The sequence below is a fragment of the Geothrix limicola genome (assembly GCF_030268085.1).
Taxonomy (GTDB): domain Bacteria; phylum Acidobacteriota; class Holophagae; order Holophagales; family Holophagaceae; genus Geothrix; species Geothrix limicola.
This window is the reverse complement of the sequence record NZ_BSDE01000001.1, coordinates 857406-880179: the sequence shown is the minus strand read 5'-3', so window position 1 is coordinate 880179 and position 22774 is coordinate 857406. Positions and strand designations below refer to the sequence as shown.

At 62.6% G+C, this 22774-nt stretch carries 22 protein-coding genes and 1 tRNA gene; 15 read left to right on the top strand and 8 right to left on the bottom strand.

The window, feature by feature from the left end; translation table 11 throughout:
* The first annotated feature begins 20 nt into the window (after positions 1-20).
* The 11 genes from glmU (at position 21) to QSJ34_RS03685 (ending at position 9424) form a co-directional block, all read left to right on the top strand.
* Positions 21-1418 carry a bifunctional UDP-N-acetylglucosamine diphosphorylase/glucosamine-1-phosphate N-acetyltransferase GlmU gene (gene glmU, locus QSJ34_RS03735; RefSeq protein WP_285570515.1) on the top strand — a complete coding sequence of 466 codons (1398 nt, stop codon included), beginning with the start codon at positions 21-23 and terminating at the stop codon, positions 1416-1418.
* A gap of 20 nt (positions 1419-1438) precedes the next feature.
* The gene (locus QSJ34_RS03730; RefSeq protein ID WP_285570512.1) at positions 1439-2215 is read left to right on the top strand and encodes an MlaE family ABC transporter permease; all 777 of its coding nucleotides are present in this window, start codon (positions 1439-1441) and stop codon (positions 2213-2215) included.
* A 4-nt stretch (positions 2216-2219) separates the two neighbouring features.
* Complete coding sequence (locus tag QSJ34_RS03725; RefSeq protein ID WP_285570509.1) at positions 2220-3011, top strand: ABC transporter ATP-binding protein; 792 nt, start codon at positions 2220-2222, stop codon at positions 3009-3011.
* Entirely contained in the window at positions 3008-4471 is a 1464-nt protein-coding gene (locus tag QSJ34_RS03720; RefSeq protein ID WP_285570506.1) for an MlaD family protein, read from the top strand. Before QSJ34_RS03725 ends, QSJ34_RS03720 begins: the two co-directional genes overlap by 4 nt.
* On the top strand, positions 4468-5256 hold the full coding sequence (locus QSJ34_RS03715) for a DUF116 domain-containing protein (RefSeq protein WP_285570503.1): 789 nt from the start codon (positions 4468-4470) through the stop codon (positions 5254-5256). Before QSJ34_RS03720 ends, QSJ34_RS03715 begins: the two co-directional genes overlap by 4 nt.
* On the top strand, positions 5253-6149 hold the full coding sequence (locus QSJ34_RS03710; protein ID WP_285570500.1) for a UbiA family prenyltransferase: 897 nt from the start codon (positions 5253-5255) through the stop codon (positions 6147-6149). Before QSJ34_RS03715 ends, QSJ34_RS03710 begins: the two co-directional genes overlap by 4 nt.
* A gap of 74 nt (positions 6150-6223) precedes the next feature.
* Entirely contained in the window at positions 6224-7066 is an 843-nt protein-coding gene (locus QSJ34_RS03705; protein WP_285570497.1) for a serine hydrolase, read from the top strand.
* A gap of 7 nt (positions 7067-7073) precedes the next feature.
* Positions 7074-7739: a purine nucleoside phosphorylase YfiH/LACC1 family protein gene (locus QSJ34_RS03700; protein ID WP_285570494.1), complete on the top strand. Its 666-nt coding sequence runs from the start codon at positions 7074-7076 to the stop codon at positions 7737-7739.
* Between the two features lie 50 nt (positions 7740-7789).
* Positions 7790-8149 carry a SpoVG family protein gene (locus tag QSJ34_RS03695; protein WP_285570490.1) on the top strand — a complete coding sequence of 120 codons (360 nt, stop codon included), beginning with the start codon at positions 7790-7792 and terminating at the stop codon, positions 8147-8149.
* A 57-nt stretch (positions 8150-8206) separates the two neighbouring features.
* Positions 8207-8281 (top strand) — tRNA-Gln (locus QSJ34_RS03690).
* 519 nt (positions 8282-8800) lie between these two features.
* A complete protein-coding gene (locus QSJ34_RS03685) occupies positions 8801-9424 on the top strand; it encodes an outer membrane beta-barrel protein (RefSeq protein ID WP_285570488.1) in 624 nt (207 codons plus the stop codon).
* Positions 9425-9626: 202 nt separating this feature from the next.
* Here the strand turns inward: QSJ34_RS03685 and QSJ34_RS03680 are convergent, their stop codons facing one another.
* The 7 genes from QSJ34_RS03680 to QSJ34_RS03650 form a co-directional block, all read right to left on the bottom strand.
* Complete coding sequence (locus QSJ34_RS03680; RefSeq protein ID WP_285570486.1) at positions 9627-11729, bottom strand: AAA family ATPase; 2103 nt, start codon at positions 11727-11729, stop codon at positions 9627-9629.
* Between the two features lie 7 nt (positions 11730-11736).
* Positions 11737-11886 carry a lmo0937 family membrane protein gene (locus QSJ34_RS03675; protein ID WP_285570484.1) on the bottom strand — a complete coding sequence of 50 codons (150 nt, stop codon included), beginning with the start codon at positions 11884-11886 and terminating at the stop codon, positions 11737-11739.
* A 58-nt stretch (positions 11887-11944) separates the two neighbouring features.
* On the bottom strand, positions 11945-12124 hold the full coding sequence (locus tag QSJ34_RS03670; protein WP_285570482.1) for a CsbD family protein: 180 nt from the start codon (positions 12122-12124) through the stop codon (positions 11945-11947).
* A gap of 444 nt (positions 12125-12568) precedes the next feature.
* Positions 12569-13171 carry an NAD(P)H:quinone oxidoreductase gene (gene wrbA, locus QSJ34_RS03665; RefSeq protein ID WP_285570479.1) on the bottom strand — a complete coding sequence of 201 codons (603 nt, stop codon included), beginning with the start codon at positions 13169-13171 and terminating at the stop codon, positions 12569-12571.
* Positions 13172-13249: 78 nt separating this feature from the next.
* On the bottom strand, positions 13250-14071 hold the full coding sequence (locus QSJ34_RS03660; protein ID WP_285570477.1) for an alpha/beta fold hydrolase: 822 nt from the start codon (positions 14069-14071) through the stop codon (positions 13250-13252).
* An 88-nt stretch (positions 14072-14159) separates the two neighbouring features.
* Positions 14160-15293, bottom strand: coding sequence for a bifunctional 2-polyprenyl-6-hydroxyphenol methylase/3-demethylubiquinol 3-O-methyltransferase UbiG (ubiG, locus tag QSJ34_RS03655; protein ID WP_285570474.1), 1134 nt, complete (start codon positions 15291-15293; stop codon positions 14160-14162).
* A 113-nt stretch (positions 15294-15406) separates the two neighbouring features.
* Positions 15407-16567: a 3-oxoacyl-[acyl-carrier-protein] synthase III C-terminal domain-containing protein gene (locus QSJ34_RS03650; protein ID WP_285570472.1), complete on the bottom strand. Its 1161-nt coding sequence runs from the start codon at positions 16565-16567 to the stop codon at positions 15407-15409.
* Positions 16568-16970: 403 nt separating this feature from the next.
* Between QSJ34_RS03650 and QSJ34_RS03645 the strand changes: the two genes are divergently transcribed.
* From QSJ34_RS03645 to QSJ34_RS03630, 4 genes are all read left to right on the top strand, one after another.
* Positions 16971-17582, top strand: coding sequence for a superoxide dismutase (locus QSJ34_RS03645; protein WP_285570469.1), 612 nt, complete (start codon positions 16971-16973; stop codon positions 17580-17582).
* Positions 17579-17917, top strand: coding sequence for a ferritin family protein (locus tag QSJ34_RS03640; RefSeq protein WP_285570467.1), 339 nt, complete (start codon positions 17579-17581; stop codon positions 17915-17917). The genes QSJ34_RS03645 and QSJ34_RS03640 overlap by 4 nt, the downstream gene beginning before the upstream one ends.
* A gap of 22 nt (positions 17918-17939) precedes the next feature.
* The gene (locus QSJ34_RS03635; RefSeq protein ID WP_309568720.1) at positions 17940-18758 is read left to right on the top strand and encodes a family 1 encapsulin nanocompartment shell protein; all 819 of its coding nucleotides are present in this window, start codon (positions 17940-17942) and stop codon (positions 18756-18758) included.
* A 192-nt stretch (positions 18759-18950) separates the two neighbouring features.
* A complete protein-coding gene (locus tag QSJ34_RS03630; protein WP_285570464.1) occupies positions 18951-20759 on the top strand; it encodes an ABC transporter ATP-binding protein in 1809 nt (602 codons plus the stop codon).
* Positions 20760-20772: 13 nt separating this feature from the next.
* Here QSJ34_RS03630 and QSJ34_RS03625 read toward each other — a convergent pair whose 3' ends face one another.
* Positions 20773-22674, bottom strand: coding sequence for a serine/threonine-protein kinase (locus QSJ34_RS03625; RefSeq protein WP_285570461.1), 1902 nt, complete (start codon positions 22672-22674; stop codon positions 20773-20775).
* Positions 22675-22774: the final 100 nt, after the last annotated feature.

The window sequence follows — 22774 nt, the reverse complement described above, 5'->3', positions numbered from 1 at the left end:
TGAGATCCGAGGGAGGTGGCATGTCCACGGTTGCGGTCATCATGGCGGCGGGTCTCGGAACCCGCATGAAATCCCGGCTTCCCAAGGTCCTGCATCCGATCCTGGGCGACCCCGCCCTGCTGTGGGTGCTCCGCACCCTGCCCAAGGATCTCGGCGGAGCCGTCGTCATCGTCCACCACGGGAAGGAGCAGGTTCTCGCCGCTCTGGAAAGTTGGCGGAAGGCCGGGCTGCTGCCCTGTCCCGTGACCACGGTGGACCAGGGCGAACCGCTGGGAACGGGGCACGCACTTCAGACCTGCATCCCCGAACTGGACCGTCTGGGGGCCACCAAGGTGGTGATCCTCTCCGGCGACGTGCCCCTCACGACGCCGGCCACCGTGGCCCGGCTCTGCACGGCGGATTCGCTGCTGCTGGCCATGGACCTGCCGACGCCCGGCGCCTATGGCCGCGTGCTGCAGCATCCGGACGGGCGTCTCGCGGGCATCGTGGAGGCGAAGGACGCCACGCCCGAGCAGCTGGCCGTCCGTCGGGTGAACGGCGGAACCTACGCCCTTCCTTGGCCCGCGCTGCGCCAGGCGCTGCAGGGGCTGACGAACCACAACGCCCAGAAGGAGTACTACCTCACGGACGCGGTGGCGGCTGTAGCCCAAGCCTTCCCCGTCACCGTGGAGGTCTGCGACCCCGAAGAAATGGCGGGCATGAACTCCCGCCAGGATCAAGCCAGCCTGCAGGCCGCCGCCCAGCGGCGCATCCAGCGGCACTGGATGTCCGAGGGCGTGACCTTCCTCCATCCCGAAGGCACCTTCGTGGGACCGCGCGTCACCCTTGGGCGTGACGTGCTGCTGGAACCCGGCGTCACGCTGGAGGGCTACGTCGCCGTGGGCGAAGGCACCCGCATCGGCCAGGGTACGGTCATCACGGATTCTGAACTGGGCACCAATGTCGAGGTGCGTCCCTACTGCGTCATCGAACGGGCCCTCGTGGGAGCCGGCGCGAAGGTGGGGCCCTTCGCGCGGCTGCGCGAAGGCACCGACCTGGCGGAAGAGGTCCACGTCGGCAATTTTGTGGAAACCAAGAAAGCCAAGCTCCATCGCGGCGTCAAGGCCAACCACCTGGCCTATCTGGGCGACACCGAGATCGGCGAGAAGAGCAACATCGGCGCCGGCGTCATCACCTGCAACTACGACGGCGTCAACAAGCACCACACCGCCATCGGACGGAACGTCTTCGTCGGCTCCGACACCCAACTGGTGGCCCCGGTGGCCATCGGAGACGGCGCGCTCATCGGAGCCGGGAGCACCATCACCCAGGATGTGCCCGCGGATGCCCTGGCCCTCAGCCGGGTGCCCCAGACCTCCAAGGAAGGCGGCGCTGTCAGGCTCAGATCCAGGCAGAAGAATCCGACTCGGGTAAGCTAATTCTTTTGGCTCGGAGCCCCATGGTCCTGACTGTATTCGACAAGGTCGGCGCGGCTGTCTTGAAGGGCACGGACACCTTCGGCGATTTCGCCGTCCTGGCGGGACGCACCTTCGCCGCCATCTTCAAGCGCCCCTTCGACATCAAGAATCTCCTGAACCAGTTCCAGTCTGTGGGCGTGAACTCCATCCCCGTCGTCGTGCTCACGAGCCTGGCCGTGAGCATGGTGTTCGCCGTGCAGCTGGCCTTCGGCTTCAAGCAGTTCCAGGCGGAGGGCCTGGCTTCCCAGGTGGAAGGCCTCGCCATCATGCGGGAACTCGCGCCGGTGATCACGGGCCTCATGCTGTCGGGACGCATCGGATCCGCCATGGCCGCCGAGCTGGGCACCATGCAGGTCACCGAACAGATCGACGCGCTGGAGTGCCTGGCCACGGATCCCGTCCACTACCTCTTCGTGCCCCGCCTCCTTGCCTCCATGCTCGTGGTGCCCCTGCTGACCGTGGTGTCCGTGTACGTGGGTTTCTGGGGCGGCTACCTCATCCTCGTCGGCGTGGAGGGCCAGAGCGCCTACGTCTACGGCAACGAGTTCTACAAGCTGCTGGCCTTCCGCGATCTTCGCATCGCCATCTACAAGGCCTTCGTGTTCGGCATGATCATCGCGCTCGTGGGCTGCTGGAAGGGTTACCGCACCCAAGGCGGTGCCGAGGGCGTGGGCAACGCGCCCACCAGCAGCGTGGTGACGAGTTCGCTGTGGATCCTCATCTCCGACTTTTTCCTGACCAAGCTTCTGCTGGTGTGACGACATGGCCCTGATCGATGTCGTCAACCTCTCCAAGGCCTTCGGGCCCAAGGTCGTGCTCTCCAACGTGAACCTTCAGGTCCAGGAGGGCGAAAGCCTGGTGGTCCTCGGCGGTTCGGGCACGGGCAAGACCGTGCTGCTGCGCAACATCATGGGCCTGCTCACGCCGGATTCGGGCCACGTGGCGGTGGAGGGCAAAATCATCGCCCAGCTGTCGCGCGAAGAGCTCTTCAACGTGCGCCAGAGCATCGGCATGTGCTTCCAGATGGCCGCCCTCTTTGATTCCATGACCGTCTTCGAGAACGTGGCCTTCGGGCTGCGCAGGCACATGAAGGCCACCGAGGCCGAGATCGGCGCCCGGGTGGAGGAATGCCTGACCATGGTCGGCATGAAGGGCACGGACAAGCTGAAGCCCGCGGAGCTTTCCGGCGGCATGAAGCGGCGCGTCGGCTTCGCCCGCGCCATCGCGCTGAAGCCCAAGATCCTCCTCTTCGACGAGCCCACGACAGGCCTGGATCCCGTGATGACGGACGTCATCGGTCGCGTGATCCTCGATCTCAAGGAAGAACTGGGCGTCACGACCATCACCATCACCCACGACCTCAAGTCCGCCTTCGAGATCGCCGACCGCATCGCCCTGCTCTTCCGCGGCGAATGCATCGCCTGCGAAAAGCCCTCGGAGTTCAAGGTCAACCCGCATCCCGTCATCCAGCAGTTTCTGCGCGGCGATGCGGACGGTCCCTTCCTTCAGGACCCGCCCCCACCCAAACGCAAAATTCAGGAGGCCCATTCATGAAGCTTGAAACCAAGGTCGGCCTCTTCTTCACCGGAGCCATCGCCCTCATGGGCGTGCTGATTTTCCGTACCGAAAAACTGGATTTCGGCGGCAAGCGCAACATGGCGGAACGGTTCACCTACTTCGACCAGGTGGCGGGTCTCAACCTGCAGAGCAAGGTCCTGATCGCCGGCGTGAAGGTCGGTGAGGTGCGCGCCATCTCCCTCGAGAACGGCAAGGCCCACGTGGTCCTCGGCCTCTCGAACCAGGTGCCGGTCTATGGGGATGCCACCGTGTCCCTCGGTTCCATCGGCATCCTGGGCGAAAAGTTCGTGGATCTCGATCCCGGCCACAGCGCCAAGGGACCCTTCCCCGAAGACAAGCCCCTGCCCAGCAAGGCCGGTGTCAGCCTCGATAACCTGATGGAGACCCTCTCTGACATCGGCAAGAACGTGAAGGGTGTCACCCAGGCGCTCAACGAATCCATCGGCGGTGAACAGGGCCGCCAGAAGCTCGACGAGATCGTCGACAACATCCGGGTGCTGACCGCCGAAGTGCGCAGTATGGCCCAGGAAAACCACGGCGCCATCAACCACACGATGGCCAACGTGGAAGCCATCACCGCGGAGCTGCGCGATCGGCTGCCCAAGCTGGCCCAGCAGTTTGAAAGCGTCGGCCGGAACCTGAACGCCATGATCGAGGAGAACCGCCCCGAGCTGAAGGGCGTCATGGGCGATGTGCGCAAGCTGGCCCAGAGCTTCCAGGGATCGGCGGACAACATCAAGGTGCTCACGGATCGCCTCAACAAGGGCGAAGGCACCATCGGCAAGCTGCTGAACGACGACGCCACCGTCAAGAAGATCAACGAGGCCGTGGACAACCTGAACGGCCTGCTGGGCGGCGTCAACAAGATGGACTTCCGCCTCGACATGAACGGCGCCCAGTGGGACAAGCGGCACGACAGCCGCGTGGGCCTCGATCTCGAGATCGCGCCGCGGCCCGACTACTGGTACGCCTTGGGCTTCGCATCGACTCCCGACGGGAAGATCAACGAAACCACCCATTCGGTCACCCAGATCGATCCGATCACCGGCAAACCCATCACCGTCACCCAGAAGGACAGCTGGGTCACCACGGACAAGGCCTTCACGGTCTCGGCCCAGTTCGCGAAGCGCATCGGCGCTGCCGTCTTCTCCGCCGGCATCGTCGAAGGCAAGGGCGGCGGCGGCCTGGAATTCCGCACCCTCGAAGATCGTCTGCGCTTCGGCGTGCTGGCCTACGATTTCACCAAGCGCGACGACAAGCCGAACCCCCGCTACCGCTTCACCAGCAGCTATCAGTTCTGGAAGGGCGCCTACATCCAGGCGGGCCTGCAGGACATCGGCAACAAGGATCTCCGCACGGTCTTCTTCGGCGGCGGCCTGCGCTGGAAGGATGACGATCTCAAGAAGATGATCGGTCTCGCCGGAGTCGGGAAGTGAAGGAACTCCGCGCCCTGCCCGCCCCCGGCCCCTTGCCGGACGAGCAGGGCCGGCTGTTTCTCTGCGTGCGCCGGGGGGTGCCCCTGGCTGCTGCGGCCCTCGCCTTTTTGGCCGCCGCGCTGCACGACGTGGGACGCGGATGGTGGATCCTGGCAGGTGTGGGTGCCCTGGCGGCCGCCTGGCCGAGCTTCCTCCGCGGCGAATCGTTTCAACGCAACCGGACCCGGGTCATGCGCCAGGACAGCCTCTGGGCCAACGCCCTGCGCCCCCTGGCACGCTGGCTGAACCAGGAAGACGCCTGGATCCTCTCCTTCTGCCGTCACAACAACAGCCGTGTGCGCGAGGCCTTCGGCGGCCGCCGGGCCAAGCGGGCCCTCATCCTGCTGCCCCACTGCATCCAGATGGCTCGATGCAAGGCCGGGATCCTCGACGACCTGCAGGCCTGCTACGACTGCGGCCTCTGCCCGGTCGGCGACTACATGAACGCCGTCCTCCTGAATCACTGGGAAGGCCGCATCACCAACCGCAGCCACAAGGCCTACCGCGAGGCCCGGGAATACCGCCCGGACCTCATCGTCGCCGTGAGCTGCACCGACCGCCTGCTGAAGGGCCTGACGAAGCTGCCGGAGATCCCCTCGTACGTGATTCCGCTCTCCCTGCCCCACGGCATGTGCGTCGATACGGATTTCAGCATTCCCCTGCTGCTTTCGGCCATGGAGGCCCTCGTGGAGCCCAAGCGCCCATCCGGGGATATCCAGCCCCTGCGGCGGGAAGGCATCGCTTGAGCGGAGACCGGTTTCCCATCCGCCGCTTCTTCGAAGGCCTGATCGGCGCCAGGGCCATGCCCTACCTGCTGCACCTCCGGCCCCTCGAATGGCCGATCATGACGGCCCATTTCTTCCTCGGCGCGCTCCTGGCCTTCGGTTGCGGGTTGCGTTTCTGGCCCTCCTTCCTGGGTTGGCTGGTCTTCGTGGCCCTGATGAACGGCGGCACGCTGGCCATCAACAGCGCCTTCGACAAGGATGAAGGCGACATCGGCTACCTGAAGGCCCCGCCCAAGCCCCCCGAACACCTGCTGGCCTTTTCATCCGCCCTGCTGGGAGCCGCGGCCCTGCTGGGTTTCCTGCTGCCCCTGCCCTTCGCCCTGATCAACCTTGCCTGCGTCGTCATGAGCCTGCTCTACTCGGTGCCCCCGGCCCGGTTCAAGGCCCGCGCGGGCTGGGACCTCATCATCAACTGTGTGGGCTTCGGCCTGCTCACGCCCATGGCGGGCTGGGCCCTGACGGGGCGGCCCTTCAGCCGCACCATCCTGCTGGCTTCGGCCGGCTTCGCCTTCCTGTTCGCCACCCTCTATCCCATGACCCAGATCTACCAGGTGGCCGAGGACAGCCGCCGGGGAGACCGGACCCTGGTCATCCAGATGGGCGTGGGCCGCAGCCTGGTCATGGCCCTGCTGGCGGCCTTCGTCGCCCACGGATTCTTCCTGGCGGGAGTCCTGGCACTCGGACGGCCCACGATCTACCTGCTTCCCTCCCTGCTGGCCTGGCTGGCCATCCTCCTGCCCTGGATGCGCGGATGGCGGACCTGGACGGATGCCCGGCACGAGGCGGGCATGTACTGGGGCCTGGGCGCCTGGGCCGTGACCGACCTGAGCCTACTCGCCCTTCTTTGGCCCTGAGGCCTTGAGCAATGGACTCCCGGATCCGATAGACTGGGAAGAAGTGATAACAATCGGAATCTTCAGGAGTGTTCATGGGCTTCAACCGAAGCACACGGGGATGGGTGTTGAGCTGGATCATGGCCGGTGTTGCGGTCACGGGCCTGGCCTCCTCTCACGCCACCCCCCGGCTGTCCCTCAAATCCGCCTCGGCGCTGGTCCTGGATCAGAGCACCGGGCAGGCCCTGCTCGAAAAGCAGGCCGGGGCTTCGGTTCCCATCGCCTCCCTGACCAAGCTCATGACGGCCATGGTGCTGCTGGACGCCCACCTGGACCCCAGCGAAATGCTCACCATCACCGACGATGACAAGGATTCGCTGCGCCACAGCAAGTCGCGGCTGCCCGTGGGCACCCGACTTCCCCGCGAGCAGGCCCTCCTGCTGGCCCTGCTGGCCTCGGAAAACCGCGCGGCCCACGCCCTCGGGCGCACCTACCCCGGCGGACTCCCCGCCTTCGTCCAGGCCATGAACGCCAAGGCCAAGGAGCTCGGCCTCACGGGCGCCCGCTTCGCCGATCCCACGGGTCTTTCCAGCAGCAACGTGGCTTCGGCCTGGGACTTGGCCCGCATCCTTCAGGCGGCCTACGCCTACCCCGAGATCCGGGACTTCACCACCCGCCCCGAGACCTCCATCCAGTCCGGGCGCCGCAGCATCCAGTTCCCCAACACCAATGCCCTCGTGCGCAGCCGCCACTGGAACATCGGCCTGTCAAAGACCGGCTACATCGAGGAAGCGGGCCGCTGCCTCGTCATGCAGGCCATGCTGGCCAACCGCCCGGTCTTCGTCATCCTGCTGGATTCCTGGGGCAAGTACAGCCGCCTGGGCGACGCGAACCGCATCAAGCAGTGGCTGGAGGCCCGCCTCGGATCGAAGGGCTGAGCTTTCCGTGCTGATCCCCGACATTCCGACCCCCTTTCCCATGAGCTGGGGGTTTTCCACCCGCCTGGATGCCGAAGGTGACCTCCCGGCCCGCCGCCTGAACCAGGTGCACCGATGCGGCATCGTGGAAGCCTCGGATGCCGTGGTCGAAGGCGACGGCCAGTGGACCACCACCCGGGGCCTGCGCATCGGCGTGCGCGTCGCAGACTGCGTGCCCGTGCTGCTGGCGGGCCCTCTGGCCGATGGAAGCCCCTGGATCGCGGCCCTGCACGCGGGCTGGCGAGGCGCCACGGGATTCGGTGATCCCGAACCTGGAGGTGGCATCCTCCGACGTGGCGTGGCCCGCTACCGCTCCCTGGGCGGCGACCCCGCAAAGCTCACCTGGGCCTTCGGTCCAGCGATCCTCGTTTGTCATTTCGAGGTGGGCGAGGAAGTCATCGAGGCCGCGCGCCTGGATCCCGCCTGGCGGGACGAGCTGCGATGCATCGGCCCTTCCGGTAAGCCCCACTTGGACCTCCATGGCTTTCTGAGGGCGCAGGCGCTGGACCTGGGCTTGAATCCGGCGCGGGACGGCAGCGTCGCCCTCTGCACAGTCTGCCGCCCGGACCTGCTCTATTCCTACCGCCGCGGAGAAACCACCGGGCGCCAGTGGGGCTGGATCGAGATCGGATAACCTGAGAGGCGGCCCCGTGGTTGGGCCGACGATTCGGACCGAGGACGGACATGCTCAACATCACGGACATTCGCATCACCAAGGTCGAGGGTGACGACAAGCTCAAGGCCTTCGCGGCCCTCGTCATCCAAGACTGCTTCCTGGTGGGCGATCTGCGCGTGGTGGAGGGCGAGGACGGCTACTTCGTCGCCATGCCCAGCCGCCGGAAGCGGGATGGCAGCTTCAAGGACATCGCCTACCCCCTGAACAACGCCCTGCGCGAGCAGATCGAAGAGAAGGTGCTGCTGGCCTACGAAACGGCCACGGGCCACCGCGCCCTCAGCCGCATCGAACGGGGCGAAGCCGCCCAGGTGCGCCCCGACCTGCTGAGCGTCGAGGAGTTCGGCTTCACCCCCAAACCCAACCCCTGAAGACCGGAACTCAGGCTTGGGAAGAACGCGAACCCGCGCTATGCTTATGTTTCCGCCTGGGGAGTAGCCAAGTGGTAAGGCAGCAGGTTTTGATCCTGCGTATCGAGGGTTCGAATCCTTCCTCCCCAACCAGACAAGCGCCCGACCACAAGTCGGGCGTTTTTGTGACTGCGGATGAGAAGACGAAAGCCCCACCTAGAGCGAGCGTTCCTGTGGTTTTTTAAGATTTCCCGCACACTTGGGTGGGCCAGCGGCTGTATACAGAAATTCTGAGAAACGGCCCTGTTGGCCACGACTTTGTGGCCCACGTCTGACGGTGATCCGCCAAAGCAGGGGCCGCGCCATGACCGTGAGGTCTGGGAAAGTCACAGGTCAGGCCTTCAGATGGGACAGCAGTACCTTCTCTTGGAGATTCGAGGGCAGGCAGACCAGGACATCAACCTGGACGAGGCGCTTCACCTGAATCGATGTGAAGGACGAGTCCGTTCGTATTGATGGGACCGGCTCGTTTAACCTTGGCTATTACAATTTAAGGCGTTTATTTAGATGTATTTCCAGTTTGGATTCAATTTTGCACACCAACAGGAATACTCACGGATGGCACGCTGCCCTCCGTTCAACGCCACCGACCTGGTGGTCCATGGAGTTCGTATGAATCGCTTCGCCATCTTTCCCCTAGCCGTGGCGCTCTCCCTGCCTCTGGCTGCCCAATCCACTAGTCATCCCAGTTTCGGATTCTCTGCCCAGCTCAACTCTCCCCTGGGGGAATTGAAGGACGACACGGACAAGACCCTCGGTGCTGGTGCAAGTTTCCTGGTGCAGTGGGACTTTCCTGAGGGCCATGCCATCCGCCCCAGGTTTGACGTGAACCGCTTCAACGTTTCTACCTATGAGCCCAGCCACAGCAACTACCGCGAGTCCCGCGATCTCACCTCTTTGGGCCTCGGCCTGGATTACCTCTACTACCTGAACGGCGCGCCGAAGGGCCTCTACCTCACCGCGGGCGCGGGAGTCACACGCTGGGATCTCTCGTACACCACCTCTGACAAGATCGGAAACACCTTCTCTTCAAGCCGGGACACGACGAAGAACACCACAAGCCTTGGCCTCGCCGCCGGACTCGGCTGGCAGTTCACGCGCGTCATCGGTTTGGAAGCCCGTTTCCTGCACTCACCCTACAAGGCCTTCGATTTGAATGACCCCACCTCAACCGCTCGCACAGACGTGAACCGAGATGGCAATTACCTGCAGTTCGCTGCAACCTTCCGTTGGTAGCGCGAACCTTGATGTGACACCCTGTACCCGAAAACGCCCCGACCCTGGGGCGTTTTCATTGGCAACTCAACCAGAATGATTCAAGGCTTTCGGGCCGGCCTTGGAACTTTGGTCCGTGCTCCGGGATTCAAGGATTCGATCCGCAGCGTTCGCGCTTTGCGCTTCCGTTTTCAAGGCCATGTACGTGGCCATTCGGGTGACTCTACCTCGGTCCGGTGAAGGACAATCCAGCGATTTCGAAGTTCCGGATCTCGAAGAGGGCCTCACTTAAATTCATCTCATTCGCGTCCAGCAGCTTGGCGACCAGATGTTCGGTCAACGGCATGAGGCCCGCCAGAATGGCCCTGGTTTCTCCATACAGCCGCTCGCTTTGGGCTTCCATGATGCTGCGAGTTTCATCGTCCACCTCCTTGCCTCCGCCGGATTTGTCCTCGGAGAGCGCACCAAAGTTCAGGCGGGTCTTACGGTACATGCCCATTTCGCCCACCGCATGATGGAGCAGCTTCGTCACGCGCGTGATGTCGTTATGGGCCCCGTTGGTGGTCCCCTCCTCACCAAAGAACAACTCCTCATTGGCCATTCCGCCGAGAAGCACACGCACCTCATGCTCGATGTCGCCCTTGGTCTTGAGCAGGTTGACACCCTGCTTGTGAAAGACGAACCCCAGCGCATTGGTGCGCGGATTGGCCTTGAGGGATATCTTGATGGTCTTCACTTCGGCCAGCATCTGCTCCCAGTTGTCATGGGTCAGTTTGCGTTCGCGATCGAGGTCGACGAGGAAGTGGCCCCATTCATGGGTGGCGATGATGCGGCGATCGCGTTGGCGTTCCTGCGTGGTGTTGATGTTGACGTTGCCCACGAGTACCCGCTCGGCGGCTTGCATCAAGGTACCGGCCCCGATCATCCCCTTTGCTTGTACGGCCGTGATGCCGGCTTGATTGACGATGGTTTCCAAGTCTGCCGGACTGCAGCCCTCGGTCACGGCGACCAGGTGGCGAAGGTCCAGATCGGGTAGCACCTTGTCGGCGCGTTGCCCGAGGTAGTGGTCGATGATCGCCAAGCGCTCCTCCTGGTTGGGCAGGCGGAAGTCCACCTTCATCTGGAAGCGCCGCAGCATGGCCTCATCCATCGCCATGGTTTCGCTATTGAAATTGCTGGCCACGATCCAGATGATCTCGGCCCCATTCCTGCTGCGGACGCCGTCCAGCACAGACAGGAACGTGTTCGAGGTGTCGTCGTCGAACTTCCTGCGACCGCCGCGTTTCATGAACAGGTCTTGGGCCTCGTCCAGGAAGACGATGCAGCGCTTGCGCCGCTTCGCCAACGCCAGGATGCGCGTGAGCGTATTCGACCCCCCGGAGACGAGGCCGGTTTCGAGGTTGGCGGCAGAGTGGAACAGGATCGGCAGCCTCAGCTCCTTGGCCAGGTAGCTGGCCAACTTGGTCTTGCCGGTACCCGCCGGGCCGCTGAACATCACATTGAAGGGCTTGGCGATGCCGTATTCGGCGTACTCCGCCCGGCGCTGGTACTGATCCTTGATCTGAGCCACTTCAGCCTTGATGTCGTCCATGCCCACCAGGTCGTCGATGGAGCCATGCACCTGCGAAGGCTCGATGAACTTGAGCGCCTTGAACTGCCCCTTAACCTGCATAAAAAGGAATCCCAGCACGCCAAGCAGAGCCAGAACCGATAGCAATCCACTCGCGATCGTCGTCCAGGCATATTTCTCGGATTGTGGGCGGGCCCCGGAAAAGCGCTCGTCCAATCGCTCGATCAACCTGAGATGACTGGCACTGAGTTCGCTCCGCGGGATGAAGACAAGCTTGCCGCCCCAGGCTGCGGTGACGGCCTTGTCGGTGAAGATCTTCGTCTCCATGTCGCTGGGATAGAAGGCGTAATACCTGTTGTGCGATTCGATGAGGAAGATCCGCTCGGAGACATTCCACATGAGGGGTTTGTAGATCACATTCACCCGCTCAATCGGATGGGATTCCAGGAAGCTCAGCAGGGAACTGGTACCCAGAACCACTGGCAATTGATCGTTGAGCGACCCCACCCCGACGCCCGTCTGGCCCTCCATGACGAAAGCCCCGACCTGCCCCGCCACGGGCCCTCGCCTAAGCATCAGACTGAAGGAGTAGAGGCCGGCAGCCACCATCAGGACGCACAAGGAGAGCATCGCCACCTTGAGGACCCGGGGCTGGATGGTGAACCAAACCCGGATCCGGTCGATGGCCTTTTTGACGGAAAACCGCAGGCCCGTGGCGCTCCTTGCCGTTCCGCCTGGTTTGGGTGGATTGGACATGATCCCCCTAGATCAACCGTCTCCCCTGAATCACCTGGACGAGAATGGCAATGACGGCGAGCACGAGCAGAATGTGAATGAATCCGCCCATGGTGTAGGCACTGAGGAGCCCCAGAACCCAGAGAACGATAAGGACGACAGCGATGGTCCACAACATGATGATTTCCTTTCAAAAGGGACTTCCCATACGGGAAGCCCCGACCCCACTAGGTTGATTACTTGCCAAGCACCTTCTCCACCTGGCCGATCTTCTTCTGAACTTTGCCGCTGACTTTTTCAGCGCGACCCTTGTCCTTCAACCGAGGATTTTTCGTCACCTTGCCCGCGGTCTCCTCGACCTTGCCTTTGAGTTCATGAAACGTACCTGCGACCTGATCCTTCGTGCTTGATTTCATGGTTCTGACTCCTCGTGTGAAACTGCGGTTGTGCGCACCGGATGGTGGCCAACAGAACTGAGCAGGTTTCAAGCCACAATCAATGCTCCTTAGTATTCATGTCTTTACAATTGCGATCAGGGCGCGAGCGAGATGGATCCATCATTCTGAATGAGCCCCCGCCTTCACGGCCGCATCCTCGCTGAACGATCGGCATCCGCGATCGCCACCATCCTTCCCGCCACACACCTTCCGCTCCCAGCCTTGCCGGGCAACGCGCTCGCCTTGATCTGAATGCGACCCGCTCGCGACAGAGAACCTCGCCAAGTTGAACGACTTGATCAAGGCGTCCACGCGCAGTCGTCCACGTGGGAAATCGATGAGACGCATTCAGGCATGCAAGGGAAGGTCGAAGGATTTCGCCTTCGCGGCCATTCGCCCCGCTCCAACGTGCCTGCCGGCTGATCAGGCTGAAAGCTTCCTGGCCACGTCCGCCACATGCGCGCCCTGGAATCGCGCGATCGTCAACTCGTTCTCTGAGGGTTGGCGGTGGCCATCGCCACCCGCCAGCGTACCGGCGCCGTAGGGCGACCCACCGCTGATTTCACCCATGTTTCCGATCTGTACGCAGGAATAGGGGACGCCCACGATGACCATGCCGTGATGCAGCAGGGTGGTATGGAAGGACGTGATGGTGGTTTCCTGCCCGCCGTGCTGCGTGGCAGTGCTGGTAAACACGCTGCCCACCTTGCCGATCAGGCCGCCCTCCTGCCACAGCCGGCCCGTCTGATCGAGGAAGTTCCGCATCTGGGCGCACATGTTCCCGAACCGCGTCGGGGTGCCGAAGATGATGGCGTCGTACCCCGAGAGTTCATCGACATTCGCAAGGGGAGCGGCCTGATCGACCTTGGCGCCGGCTTTGCGGGCCGCCTCTTCAGACATCAATTCGGGCACGCGCTTGAGGGTGACCTCGGTGTTTGCGACTCCCCGGGCGCCCTCCGCCACCGCCTTGGCCAGGCTTTCGATGTGGCCATACATGCTGTAGTAGAGAATCAGGATCTTGGTCATGGGATCGCTCCTTGGAGATGGGGTGGTGGCAGTTTCAAAGCCTTGATCGCGCGTTTGTTCCGCCGGCCTGCGGCAACCTCAGGTACTCAGGAAGGCCAGGAGGTCGGCATTCAGCTCGTCCTTGTGAGTGTCGGCAAGGCCATGGGACCCCCCTGGGTACAGCTTCAGGGTTGCCTTCGGGATCAATTGGGCCGTGGCATAGGCCGAGGAACGGACCGGAACGATCTGATCGTCGTCGCCCTGGATGATGAGGGTGGGTACATCCATTTTTTTAAGGTCCTCCGTGAAATCCGTTTCAGAGAACGCTTTGATGCACTCGAGCTCGTTCAGGAGGCCGCCCTGGATGCCCTGGAACCAGAAGGCATCCCGAACCCCCTGGCTGATCTTGACGCCGGGTCGATTGGCGCCGTAGAACGCGGTCGTCAGGTCCTTGAAGAACTGGGAGCGGTCGGCCCGCACGCCGGCTCGGATCTGATCAAAGACCTCCATGGGCAGGCCATCGGGATGGTCGTCTGTCTTCAGCATCAGCGGCTGCACGCCGCTTACGAGGACCACCTTCGCGACCCGCTTGGTGCCATGGCGTCCGATGAACCGAGCGATCTCGCCCGCGCCTGTCGAATGGCCCACCAACGACAGGTTCGTGAGGTCGAGCCGGTCGATGAGTTCTGCCAGGTCGTCGGCATAGGTGTCCATGTCGTTGCCGATCGAGGGCTGGGCTGAGCGTCCATGTCCGCGTCGGTCGTGGGCGATGCACCGGAATCCCTTGGCCGCAAGGAAGAGCATCTGGCCTTCCCAGGCATCCGCGGTGAGGGGCCACCCGTGGCTGAAGACGACGGGTCGTCCCGACCCCCAATCCTTGAAATAGAGTTCCGTTCCATCTTTGGTGGTGAAGCTGCTCATGGTTTGTCATCCCTCCATTGGAAACAAGGCCCGGATGCGCCTGGGATCGAAGGCGGGTAATAGGACCCCGTCGAGCCCGAAAGCACGCTCATGGCACAGGCCTGGCAAGTAAGGCGGTCAATTTTCGGGCGTGCCCGCAATACCCGATGCTTTGTGAATGCGTGAACACGAACTGGAACTGATCGCTCACCCTTCCGGTGAGAAGCAGCTTCCAGAAAGCCCAGCTGAAGATCCGCGGACGAACCCCCCGAACCTCTTCCACGACCAGGTGTTGGCGGGCGCAGAGATCCCTCAATTCGGAAGGCTTTAGGAAAAGCCGGTACACATGCATGTGCGCGGGTGTGTTCTTCACAAACCACTCGACGCCCTTGATGCCGATGAGCCAACTGAGGAGCGTCCGATTGAAGGTGTGGAAGAAGAACCACCCACCCGGCTTGAGGACCCTGGAGGCCTCTCGCAGCACCTCTTCCTTTTCCGGAAGATGTTCGAGGAAATCCATCATGCAGACCACATCGAACCGCGCGTCGGGAAAGGACAAGCACCGGGCATCCATGGGGAGGTACGTCACGGATCGGGTGTGATCGTGCCGTTTCGCCACCTCGAGGCTGCTAAGCGAGAGGTCGATGCCGGTGACCTCATGCCCGGCCTGTGCCAGCGGGTTGCTCAGAAATCCAGCTCCACAGGCCACATCGAGAATGGCCAAGGCTTCTTCGCCAAAGGCTGCGTGAAGGTCCGCCTGCACCCAGGAAGTCCGGAGTCGCGACTCGGCCCTAAGCAGCGCCACAGGGTCGTCGGTGGTCGTGTACCAACGGTCGCCCAGATCCTCGTAAATGCTGTTGTTGATCTCCGGACCCTTCCCTTCCCACCGAGCCCGCCAGAACCACTCGGCAATCTGGTACACCAGAAATCCGAAGACGAGGGCCGCCTGCAACTGGAGCAGCCATGCGGCCAGGGGTCGAGGGAAGGTCTGAGAAAGGGCGGCGGATCCAAGGTCGATCCAAAGCATGGCTGTGGCTAACAGCACGATGGGATGGAGGATGAACAACACGGCATGAAGCCAATGCTCCCCTCCCGAGCAGAGGCGCTGGTGGATGAATTCGTCCTTCGTGATCAGAAGACATGAGCACACGGCCATGCCACTGAAGAGCCGGATGTTCGAAGGTGTGGGAGCGACCAGCACCGGGAGCACCAAGCAAGCCAGGAAGACCAGGCTGTCCAGCACGTGTCCCAGCCCTTCCCAGCGGGGCACCTCCCGGCGGCGGTGGTAGATGAACGTGTCAAACCCCATGGCCAGGCCCTGGAATCCGAAGGGCAGGAGCCAGAACAAGGTACCGTTCACGGCGTTTTCCGGAGGATGGCACCCGCGATGGTCAGTCCGGGCCCAAAGGCCAGGGAGACGATGAGGGTGCCGGGTTTCACGGCTGGATCCGCCAGCACGGCCTGCCACACATGGGGCAACGTGGCGGATGACATGTTGCCGAACTGGCTGAGAATGGCGTTGCTGGCGCTCACCTGTTCGGGCCGCAGGCCAAGGTGTTCCGCGATCTCATCGATGATTCGCGGGCCGCCGGGATGTATGGCGAAGATCGCCTCTTCGATCAGCTGACCCGACGTCAGCTCCGCTGAAGCGGCCAACCTGTCGAGGAACGCCCCCAAACCTGCGCGAATGTGATCGGGCACCTTCCGGGAGAGCGTCATCAGCATCCCGAAATCCGAGACCATCCAGGTCATGGCATCGCCGGTGCCAGGCACGATTTCCTCACGGGTGGTGATCAGCTCCAGGCCATTCGAAAGGGGTTTCCCGGCCCTGGCACGAGACACCGAATACCGAATCAAACCATCCGCGAACAGGGTCTGCACCACCAGTTGCTCGGGCAGGTGCTGGCTGGGATCCATGTGCAAGGTGCACAACTCGGTGTGGACGATGTCCACACGGGCCTTACCCCTTTCCACAAAGCCCGCTGCCATGCGAATGGCTGGCATCGAGGCATAGCAACCCATGTGATACGCGTGAAACACTTCCGTGGACCGGCCCCAGTCCCGGCTGGCCACCAGCCGTTGGGCGCCGCTGGGGGACACGTACCCCGTGCACGTGACATGGATGATGACCGGAGGCGGCTCGCTCTCATGGGCGTAGAACTGTTCGAACGCTTCGCCGCTGATCTCACTGAAAAACCGGCTCCGCTCCCCGCAAGGCCTTCCCGAGGGAAACTTGTTCAGCTGGAAGATCCTCATCCGATCCCAATCCGTATGGGTGAAGTCCTCCAGTGAGGAATTCCGGAAGGCGATCCGATCCGTGCTGCAGCCAAACCGCCGAACCAACTTCCGGAATTTCCGGACGAGGGTTTCACGGGCCTCATCCGTCGGTGGTGCCTGAAGGGTGATCTCCGCCTGGGCGTGGGCCGCGGCGATCCAATCCACGATGGTCGCCTGATCCGAGTGGTACCTCGCGGGCTGGATCTGGAAATCATGTAGATGGATCGGGACACGCGCCATGCTGGTCGACCTCAAGATTCAGATCACTCTGCATTTCTTGAGCCCGTTAACTAATATCTTATTTGTTTACATTTATACACGTTTGAGCAAACGACGAGGTTCGGGCCTTCGATCAATTTGAGACGCCGATCAAGTCACTTCGAAGGAGTCTTGCCGGGGAACACCCATGGCAGGAATGGCATGGTCTTCTCCCCCCAAATGGACAGTCGAGAGCGACTTTGATGGGGCCTTCAAACTGAAGCAGCAGGGGCATCATTTTGGTGGAAAGCCCTCTCGGAAGAATCCCTTGCAAGCGCATAAACACTTTACTTAGACGCACTTTCGCATTGGATTGGAAATTGCTCCAGACCTTCAGGCGTAGGAATTCTTTTGCTTCAATCGACCGGCATCCTGGAGGCGTTTCATGACCTACGAAGCGATGAATTACGAGCACCTGAAGGGTGGGGCCCTGAAAGGGTTCAGCGATAGCCAGCTGGAACTGCATTTCACCCTCTACAAGGGCTACCTGGCCAAGCTCAATGAAATTGAGGAGAAGCTGACGGTGGAGAACAACACCAAGCCCAACTACTCCTTCAATGAATACAGCGAATTGAAGCGGCGGGAGGCGGTCGCCTTCAACGGCTCCTTCCTTCACGAGCTCTACTTCGAAAACCTGGGTGCCGACGCCACCACCGCTCCGGACTTCCAAAAGGCCATGGACGCGCAGGGTGGCAGGGACAAGATTCTGGCGGACCTCAAAGCCACCGCCCTGGGCGGGCCGGGGTGGGCCCTGCTCACTCGCAACCGACGGGACGGCCGCCTCCACACCTACTTCGTAGCCGAGCACCACCTGGGGATGCCCATCGACCAGGATCTGCTCCTGGTGCTGGACAGCTGGGAGCATGCCTTCATGGTGGATTTCGGCATCAAACGGCCCGACTACATCAATGCCTTCTTCGACAACGTCAAGTGGAGTGAGGTGTCCAGACGATTCAGTGCGGCGACACGTCACGACCAGGCCAAGAGGCAGCGATGAGCAGCGGACTCCTGGAAGCGGGCCTTTCGCCTGAGGCGCTCGGTTTCCATAGGGCGCTGGCCAGTTTGCAGGAAGAACTGGAAGCCATCGACTACTACCACCAACGGATGGATGCGACCGCTGACGAGCCGCTCAAGGCCATCCTGATCCATAACCGCAATGACGAGATGGAACATGCGGCCATGCTCCTTGAATGGTTGCGACGAAACCGGCCCGAGTTTGACGTCCAGCTGAGGAAGTTCCTCTTCACCTCCGGTGAATTGACCGCCCTGGCCAAGGGATTGGAGCCTCCCCCAGCGCCGGGAAACGGGCTGGGATTGGGGCGTCTCACATGAGCCACCTACAGGGGAAACAGATATGACTGACATGCTCCGGCGCCACGTGGCGCCCATCGTGGATGAGGCTTGGAAGGAAATCGAACTGCAGAGTTCGCGCATTCTGAAGGGCAATCTTTCCGGGCGGAAGCTGGTGGATTTTTCGGGCCCTCATGGTTTGCCCTTTGCCGCGGTGAGCCTCGGCCGCCTGGATATCGGCCCTGGGAGCGACGCCGATGATGTGGCCTGGGGCCTCCACAAGGTGCTTCCCCTCATGGAGGTCCGGGTGCCTTTCAACCTGGGAATCTGGGAATTGGATGACATCGCCCGAGGCGCGAAGAACCCGAATCTGGATGCCCTCAAAGCTGCCGCGCGAAAGGTGGCCCTTTTCGAAGAAACGGCCCTCTATTGGGGGTTCAGCGCTGCCGGCATCCAAGGCATGCTTGCGGGCTCCAGCCATCCTCCGGTGGTGCTCAGTTCCGATCGGGGCAGTCTCACCGAATCGGTTGAATCGGCCCTGCTCTGCATCCAGAAGGCAGAGATCGGTGGCCCCTTCGCCTTGGTGCTGGGGACCGATCCCTACCAGTGGTTGATGGCCGGAGAACCAAATGCCTACCCCCTGCGCGAACGCATCAAGTCCCTGGTCACAGGTGGCATCCACTGGAGTCCGGTGCTTGAAGGTGGTGCCGTGCTTTCGCGACGGGGCGGGGATTTCGAAATGACGGTGGGTCAGGATCTCGCCATTGGCTACAAGATCCACGATGCACGCGAGGTCGAGCTGTACTTCACCGAGTCCTTCACGTTCCGCGTCCTGGAACCAGCTGCGGCAGTTGAGTTAAAACTTCATAATCGCGTCAGTTGAGAGGACGGATGATCATCGCAGCACTTGGTTGATCGATGCCAAGACCTCGCTGCCAATGAAACCACCTTGAGGCGTGGTTTCTTTGTCTGAGTCCCAACCTTCCATTCGCCCCCGTGAGGGACCGCTTCTTCTGAGAAGCCGCTTTCCCGAAAAAGATCCCCGCGGTAGGGTCACCTTCACGCGGGTGATCCCATGACCGAATCGACATCGAAACCGAAAGTGGATGCCGCCCGCGCCTGGCGTGAGGCGCGTGTCCTGCTCCGCCAGCATCGGGGCTCCCTGGGCCTGGGGCTTTTCCTCATGCTGATCAGCCGTCTGGCGGGACTCGTGCTTCCCGCCAGCACCAAATACCTGATCGACGAGGTCATCGGAAAACACAACGGGCGCCTTCTGCTGCCCTTGGCTCTTGGAGCGGGCGCGGCCACGTTGCTGCAAGCCATCACCAGCTACGCCAATTCCCAGGTGGTCAGCGTGGCCGCCCAGCGAGCCATCATGGCCATGCGTCAACGGGTGCAGGATCACATCCTCCGCCTGCCCATTCGCTACTTCGACAACACGAAGAGCGGCGTGGTGATTTCCCGCGTCATGAACGATGCGGAAGGGGTCCGCAACCTGGTGGGTACCGGAATCATCCAGCTCGTGGGCGGTGTTCTCACGGCGGTGATCTCGCTCGCGGTGCTGTTCTGGCTGAACTGGAAGCTCACCCTGGCGACCCTCATCTTTTTATCGGCTTTCGGAGGAGCCATGGCCCTGGCCTTCCGCAGGCTCCGCCCGCTGTTCCGGAAGCGCAGCGAGATCACGGCCGATATCACCGGGCGCCTCACCGAATCCGTGGGCGGCATTCGGATCCTGAAGATCTATGTGGCGGAAGACCGTGAACGTCGGATCTTCGCGGAGGGCACCGAGCGACTCTTCCGCAACATCGCCGGAACGCTGACGGGCACCAGCGCCATCACCGCCTTTGGCACGGCCATTGTGGGAGCGCTCGGCGTGTTGATCATGATCATCGGCGGCCGAGCCATCCTGGCCGGGGCGATGACGCTGGGTGACTTGATCATGTACACCTTCTTCGTCGGACTCATGGCGGCTCCGGTGGTCCAGATCGCCAACATCGGGACCCAGGTCAGCGAGGCTTTCGCAGGCCTGGACCGCGTCCGGGAGGTCCTGGACATGCCCACGGAGGATCAGGAGGATGCCGCCCGGGAACCTCTGCCGATCGTCGAGGGGTCCGTCGCCTTCCATGATGTGCACTTCGCCTACGAAGAAGGAAGCCCGGTGCTGAAGGGCATCTCCTTCGAGGTTCCGGCGGGCAGCACGGCCGCCCTGGTGGGCTCCAGTGGTGGCGGCAAGAGCACCATCCTGTCGCTCGCGATGGCCTTCAACCATCCCCAACAAGGCCGGGTTCTCGTCGATGGCAAGAACATCGAGACCCTCAGGCTTCGGGAATACCGGGCGAAACTGGGCGTCGTCATGCAGGACAACTTCCTTTTCGATGGCACCGTCGCCGACAACATCGGCTTTGCCAAACCCGGTGCGACCCGGGAGGAGATCGAGACCGTGGGCCGCATCGCCCATGTCCACGAATTCGTCGACCGCTTCGATCAGGGCTACGACACCGTCGTTGGTGAACGGGGCGTGAAGCTCTCGGGCGGCCAGCGTCAACGCGTGGCCATCGCGCGCGCCATCCTCGCGGATCCCCGCATCCTGCTCCTGGATGAAGCCACCTCGAGCCTCGATAGCGAAAGCGAAGCCATGATCCGGGATGGCCTGAGGAGGCTGCGGACCGGCCGCACCACCTTCGTCATCGCCCACCGGCTCAGCACCATCGAAAGCGCGGACCAGATCCTCGTGGTCGAGCAGGGCGAGATCGTGGAACGCGGCACACACCGCGAACTGCTCGCCTTGAACGGACGCTATAAACAGCTCCACGACCGTCAGCACGGCGTGGAAATGGATCAGTTCATCAATCCGGGCGAGGACTTCACCGCCCCGCCCGTTTGATCAAAGCGGGTGATCAAAGTGGGAACTTCAGCCCCTTGTCTCCGGTGAGGTCCACGGTCTGGTGCTTGATGCCCTTCGGGCCGCGCACGGACACGTTGTGGCGCCCCTGGGCCACCTGGACACTGCTGCCGTCGCTTTCGATGCCCGTGTCCTGATCGTCCACGAACACCTTGCCGGTGCCCGGGAAGGTTTCCACGGTCAGCGTGGCGAGGCCGGGCAGCGTCAACGTGGCGGTCTGGCCCGCGATGATCGAGACGGTGCGGGAATCCTTGTAGTAGTGCCTGGGGCTCGCCAGGTCGAGGCGGTGACTCCCCGGAGTGAGCGGCAGTTTCGAACCGGGGCCGAGTTCACCCTGGTCCTTGCCATCCACCTTCACGCGGACACTGAAGCCTCCGGCCAGTTTCAGGCTGCCGGGAGCGTTGGGATCCAGCGGCGGCTCCTGGCGCGTCTCCGACGTGGCGGCTTCCTTCAATTCGAAGGCCCGCCCGCTGGGCACTTCGCCGGGGCCGAAATCCGCGGCGTAGATCAGCTTCCCGAGGGTGAGGGTCAATCGGTGGGTCTGGCCCTGGTTCCAGCGCACCTTCAGGGGCGTCACGCCCTCGAGGGCCTTTTCATCGATGACGACGGTGGCCCCCTGCGGCGTGGAATCCACCAGTTCCTCGTTGATGATCGGCTGCATCGGGAAGGCCGAGGGCGCCTGGTTGGGCTTGACCTCGTAGACGACTGGCAGATAGCCCTTCAGCTCGAGGCGCAGCTTGTCTCCGGCGGTCAGGGGCTGATTCATGGGCGTGCTGCCCACGGGCAGGTCATTCACGAAGACCTTGGCACCTGCAGGCAGGGAATCGATCTGGAGCCGGGTTCCCTTGGAGCCCCGGAACAGGAACCAGCCCGTGCCCACCACGAAGGCCAGGGCCAGGGGTGCGATCCAGAGCCAGCTGCGCCTGTGATGGTCGGCCGGGGGCACCACCATGGTTTCGTCGAAGGAGGTCGACTTGATTTCGGGGATGCTGGCATCGCCGTTGATGCCCATCAGTCCCATGATCTCGCGGCGATCGTCCTTGCCCAGTTCCACCACCACGTCCAGCAGGTCGCGCGCGAAGGCAAGGCAGGAGGGATGGCGGTCGCTCGGCTGCTTGGCGAGCACCTTGTCGAAGACGCGGCGCCAGCCTTCCGGAAGCAGGCCCAGCACCGGGGGATTCACCTCGATGGGCGGCTCGTTCACGATGCGATAGAGGATCGTGTTGATGGAGGTGCCCGGAAACGGAGACTGGCCGCTCATGAGCTCGAAGACCAGCACGCCGAAGCTGAAGATGTCGGAGCGGTTGTCGACGGTGCCTTCCCGGATCTGTTCGGGGCTCGCGTAGCTGGGCGTGCCCAGGAAGGTGCCCGTCTGGGTGAGGCTGGCATCCTCTCGCTTGGCGATGCCGAAATCCATCAGCTTGGGGCGCCCGTCCTCACTGACCATCACGTTGCCGGGCTTCACATCCCGATGGACGATCCCCTTGGCATGGGCGTGATCGAGGGCCTCGGCCAAACCCACGGTGATCCGGAGCTTCTCCTTGAGGCTCAGGGCCGGGCCGTTCTTCATGAGCCCGTCCAGGGGCTTGCCCGGCACGAACTCCATGGCCAGGAAGGGCCCGTGGCCCTCCACCTCGCCCACGTCGTAGATGGCCACGATGCCCGGGTGGTTCAGGAGCCCGGAGACTTCCGCTTCTCGTTGAAAACGCGCGAGATATTCATGCTGGTCCGCCTCGGTGCGCACGGCGTCCAGCTTCATGAGCTTGATGGCCACCTTGCGCTTGATCCGGGGATCCTCGGCCAGGACGACGCTTCCCATGGCCCCCGAACCCAGCAGCCGCAGGACCTGGTACCGGCCGATCGATCTGGGGAAGTTGAGGTTGTCGATATCACCCATGCTTGCCATCCTACCGGACGCTTCGGAGATGTGACGGTAGATTGTTAGGTTTTTCGTGGATTTTCCAAGAACAACTGACACAATAAAGCAGGCCCGCCGA

Coding starts and splice junctions, on each gene's coding strand:
- QSJ34_RS03645 (WP_285570469.1), top strand. CDS start 16,971: ATGACCTACGAAGCGATGAATTACGAGCACCTGAAGGGTGGGGCCCTG.
- QSJ34_RS03720 (WP_285570506.1), top strand. CDS start 3,008: ATGAAGCTTGAAACCAAGGTCGGCCTCTTCTTCACCGGAGCCATCGCC.
- wrbA (WP_285570479.1), bottom strand. CDS start 13,171: ATGACCAAGATCCTGATTCTCTACTACAGCATGTATGGCCACATCGAA.
- QSJ34_RS03640 (WP_285570467.1), top strand. CDS start 17,579: ATGAGCAGCGGACTCCTGGAAGCGGGCCTTTCGCCTGAGGCGCTCGGT.
- QSJ34_RS03670 (WP_285570482.1), bottom strand. CDS start 12,124: ATGAAATCAAGCACGAAGGATCAGGTCGCAGGTACGTTTCATGAACTC.
- QSJ34_RS03730 (WP_285570512.1), top strand. CDS start 1,439: ATGGTCCTGACTGTATTCGACAAGGTCGGCGCGGCTGTCTTGAAGGGC.
- QSJ34_RS03685 (WP_285570488.1), top strand. CDS start 8,801: ATGAATCGCTTCGCCATCTTTCCCCTAGCCGTGGCGCTCTCCCTGCCT.
- QSJ34_RS03675 (WP_285570484.1), bottom strand. CDS start 11,886: ATGTTGTGGACCATCGCTGTCGTCCTTATCGTTCTCTGGGTTCTGGGG.
- QSJ34_RS03660 (WP_285570477.1), bottom strand. CDS start 14,071: ATGAGCAGCTTCACCACCAAAGATGGAACGGAACTCTATTTCAAGGAT.
- QSJ34_RS03725 (WP_285570509.1), top strand. CDS start 2,220: ATGGCCCTGATCGATGTCGTCAACCTCTCCAAGGCCTTCGGGCCCAAG.
- QSJ34_RS03695 (WP_285570490.1), top strand. CDS start 7,790: ATGCTCAACATCACGGACATTCGCATCACCAAGGTCGAGGGTGACGAC.
- QSJ34_RS03625 (WP_285570461.1), bottom strand. CDS start 22,674: ATGGGTGATATCGACAACCTCAACTTCCCCAGATCGATCGGCCGGTAC.
- QSJ34_RS03705 (WP_285570497.1), top strand. CDS start 6,224: ATGGGCTTCAACCGAAGCACACGGGGATGGGTGTTGAGCTGGATCATG.
- QSJ34_RS03635 (WP_309568720.1), top strand. CDS start 17,940: ATGACTGACATGCTCCGGCGCCACGTGGCGCCCATCGTGGATGAGGCT.
- QSJ34_RS03630 (WP_285570464.1), top strand. CDS start 18,951: ATGACCGAATCGACATCGAAACCGAAAGTGGATGCCGCCCGCGCCTGG.
- glmU (WP_285570515.1), top strand. CDS start 21: ATGTCCACGGTTGCGGTCATCATGGCGGCGGGTCTCGGAACCCGCATG.
- QSJ34_RS03650 (WP_285570472.1), bottom strand. CDS start 16,567: ATGGCGCGTGTCCCGATCCATCTACATGATTTCCAGATCCAGCCCGCG.
- QSJ34_RS03680 (WP_285570486.1), bottom strand. CDS start 11,729: ATGTCCAATCCACCCAAACCAGGCGGAACGGCAAGGAGCGCCACGGGC.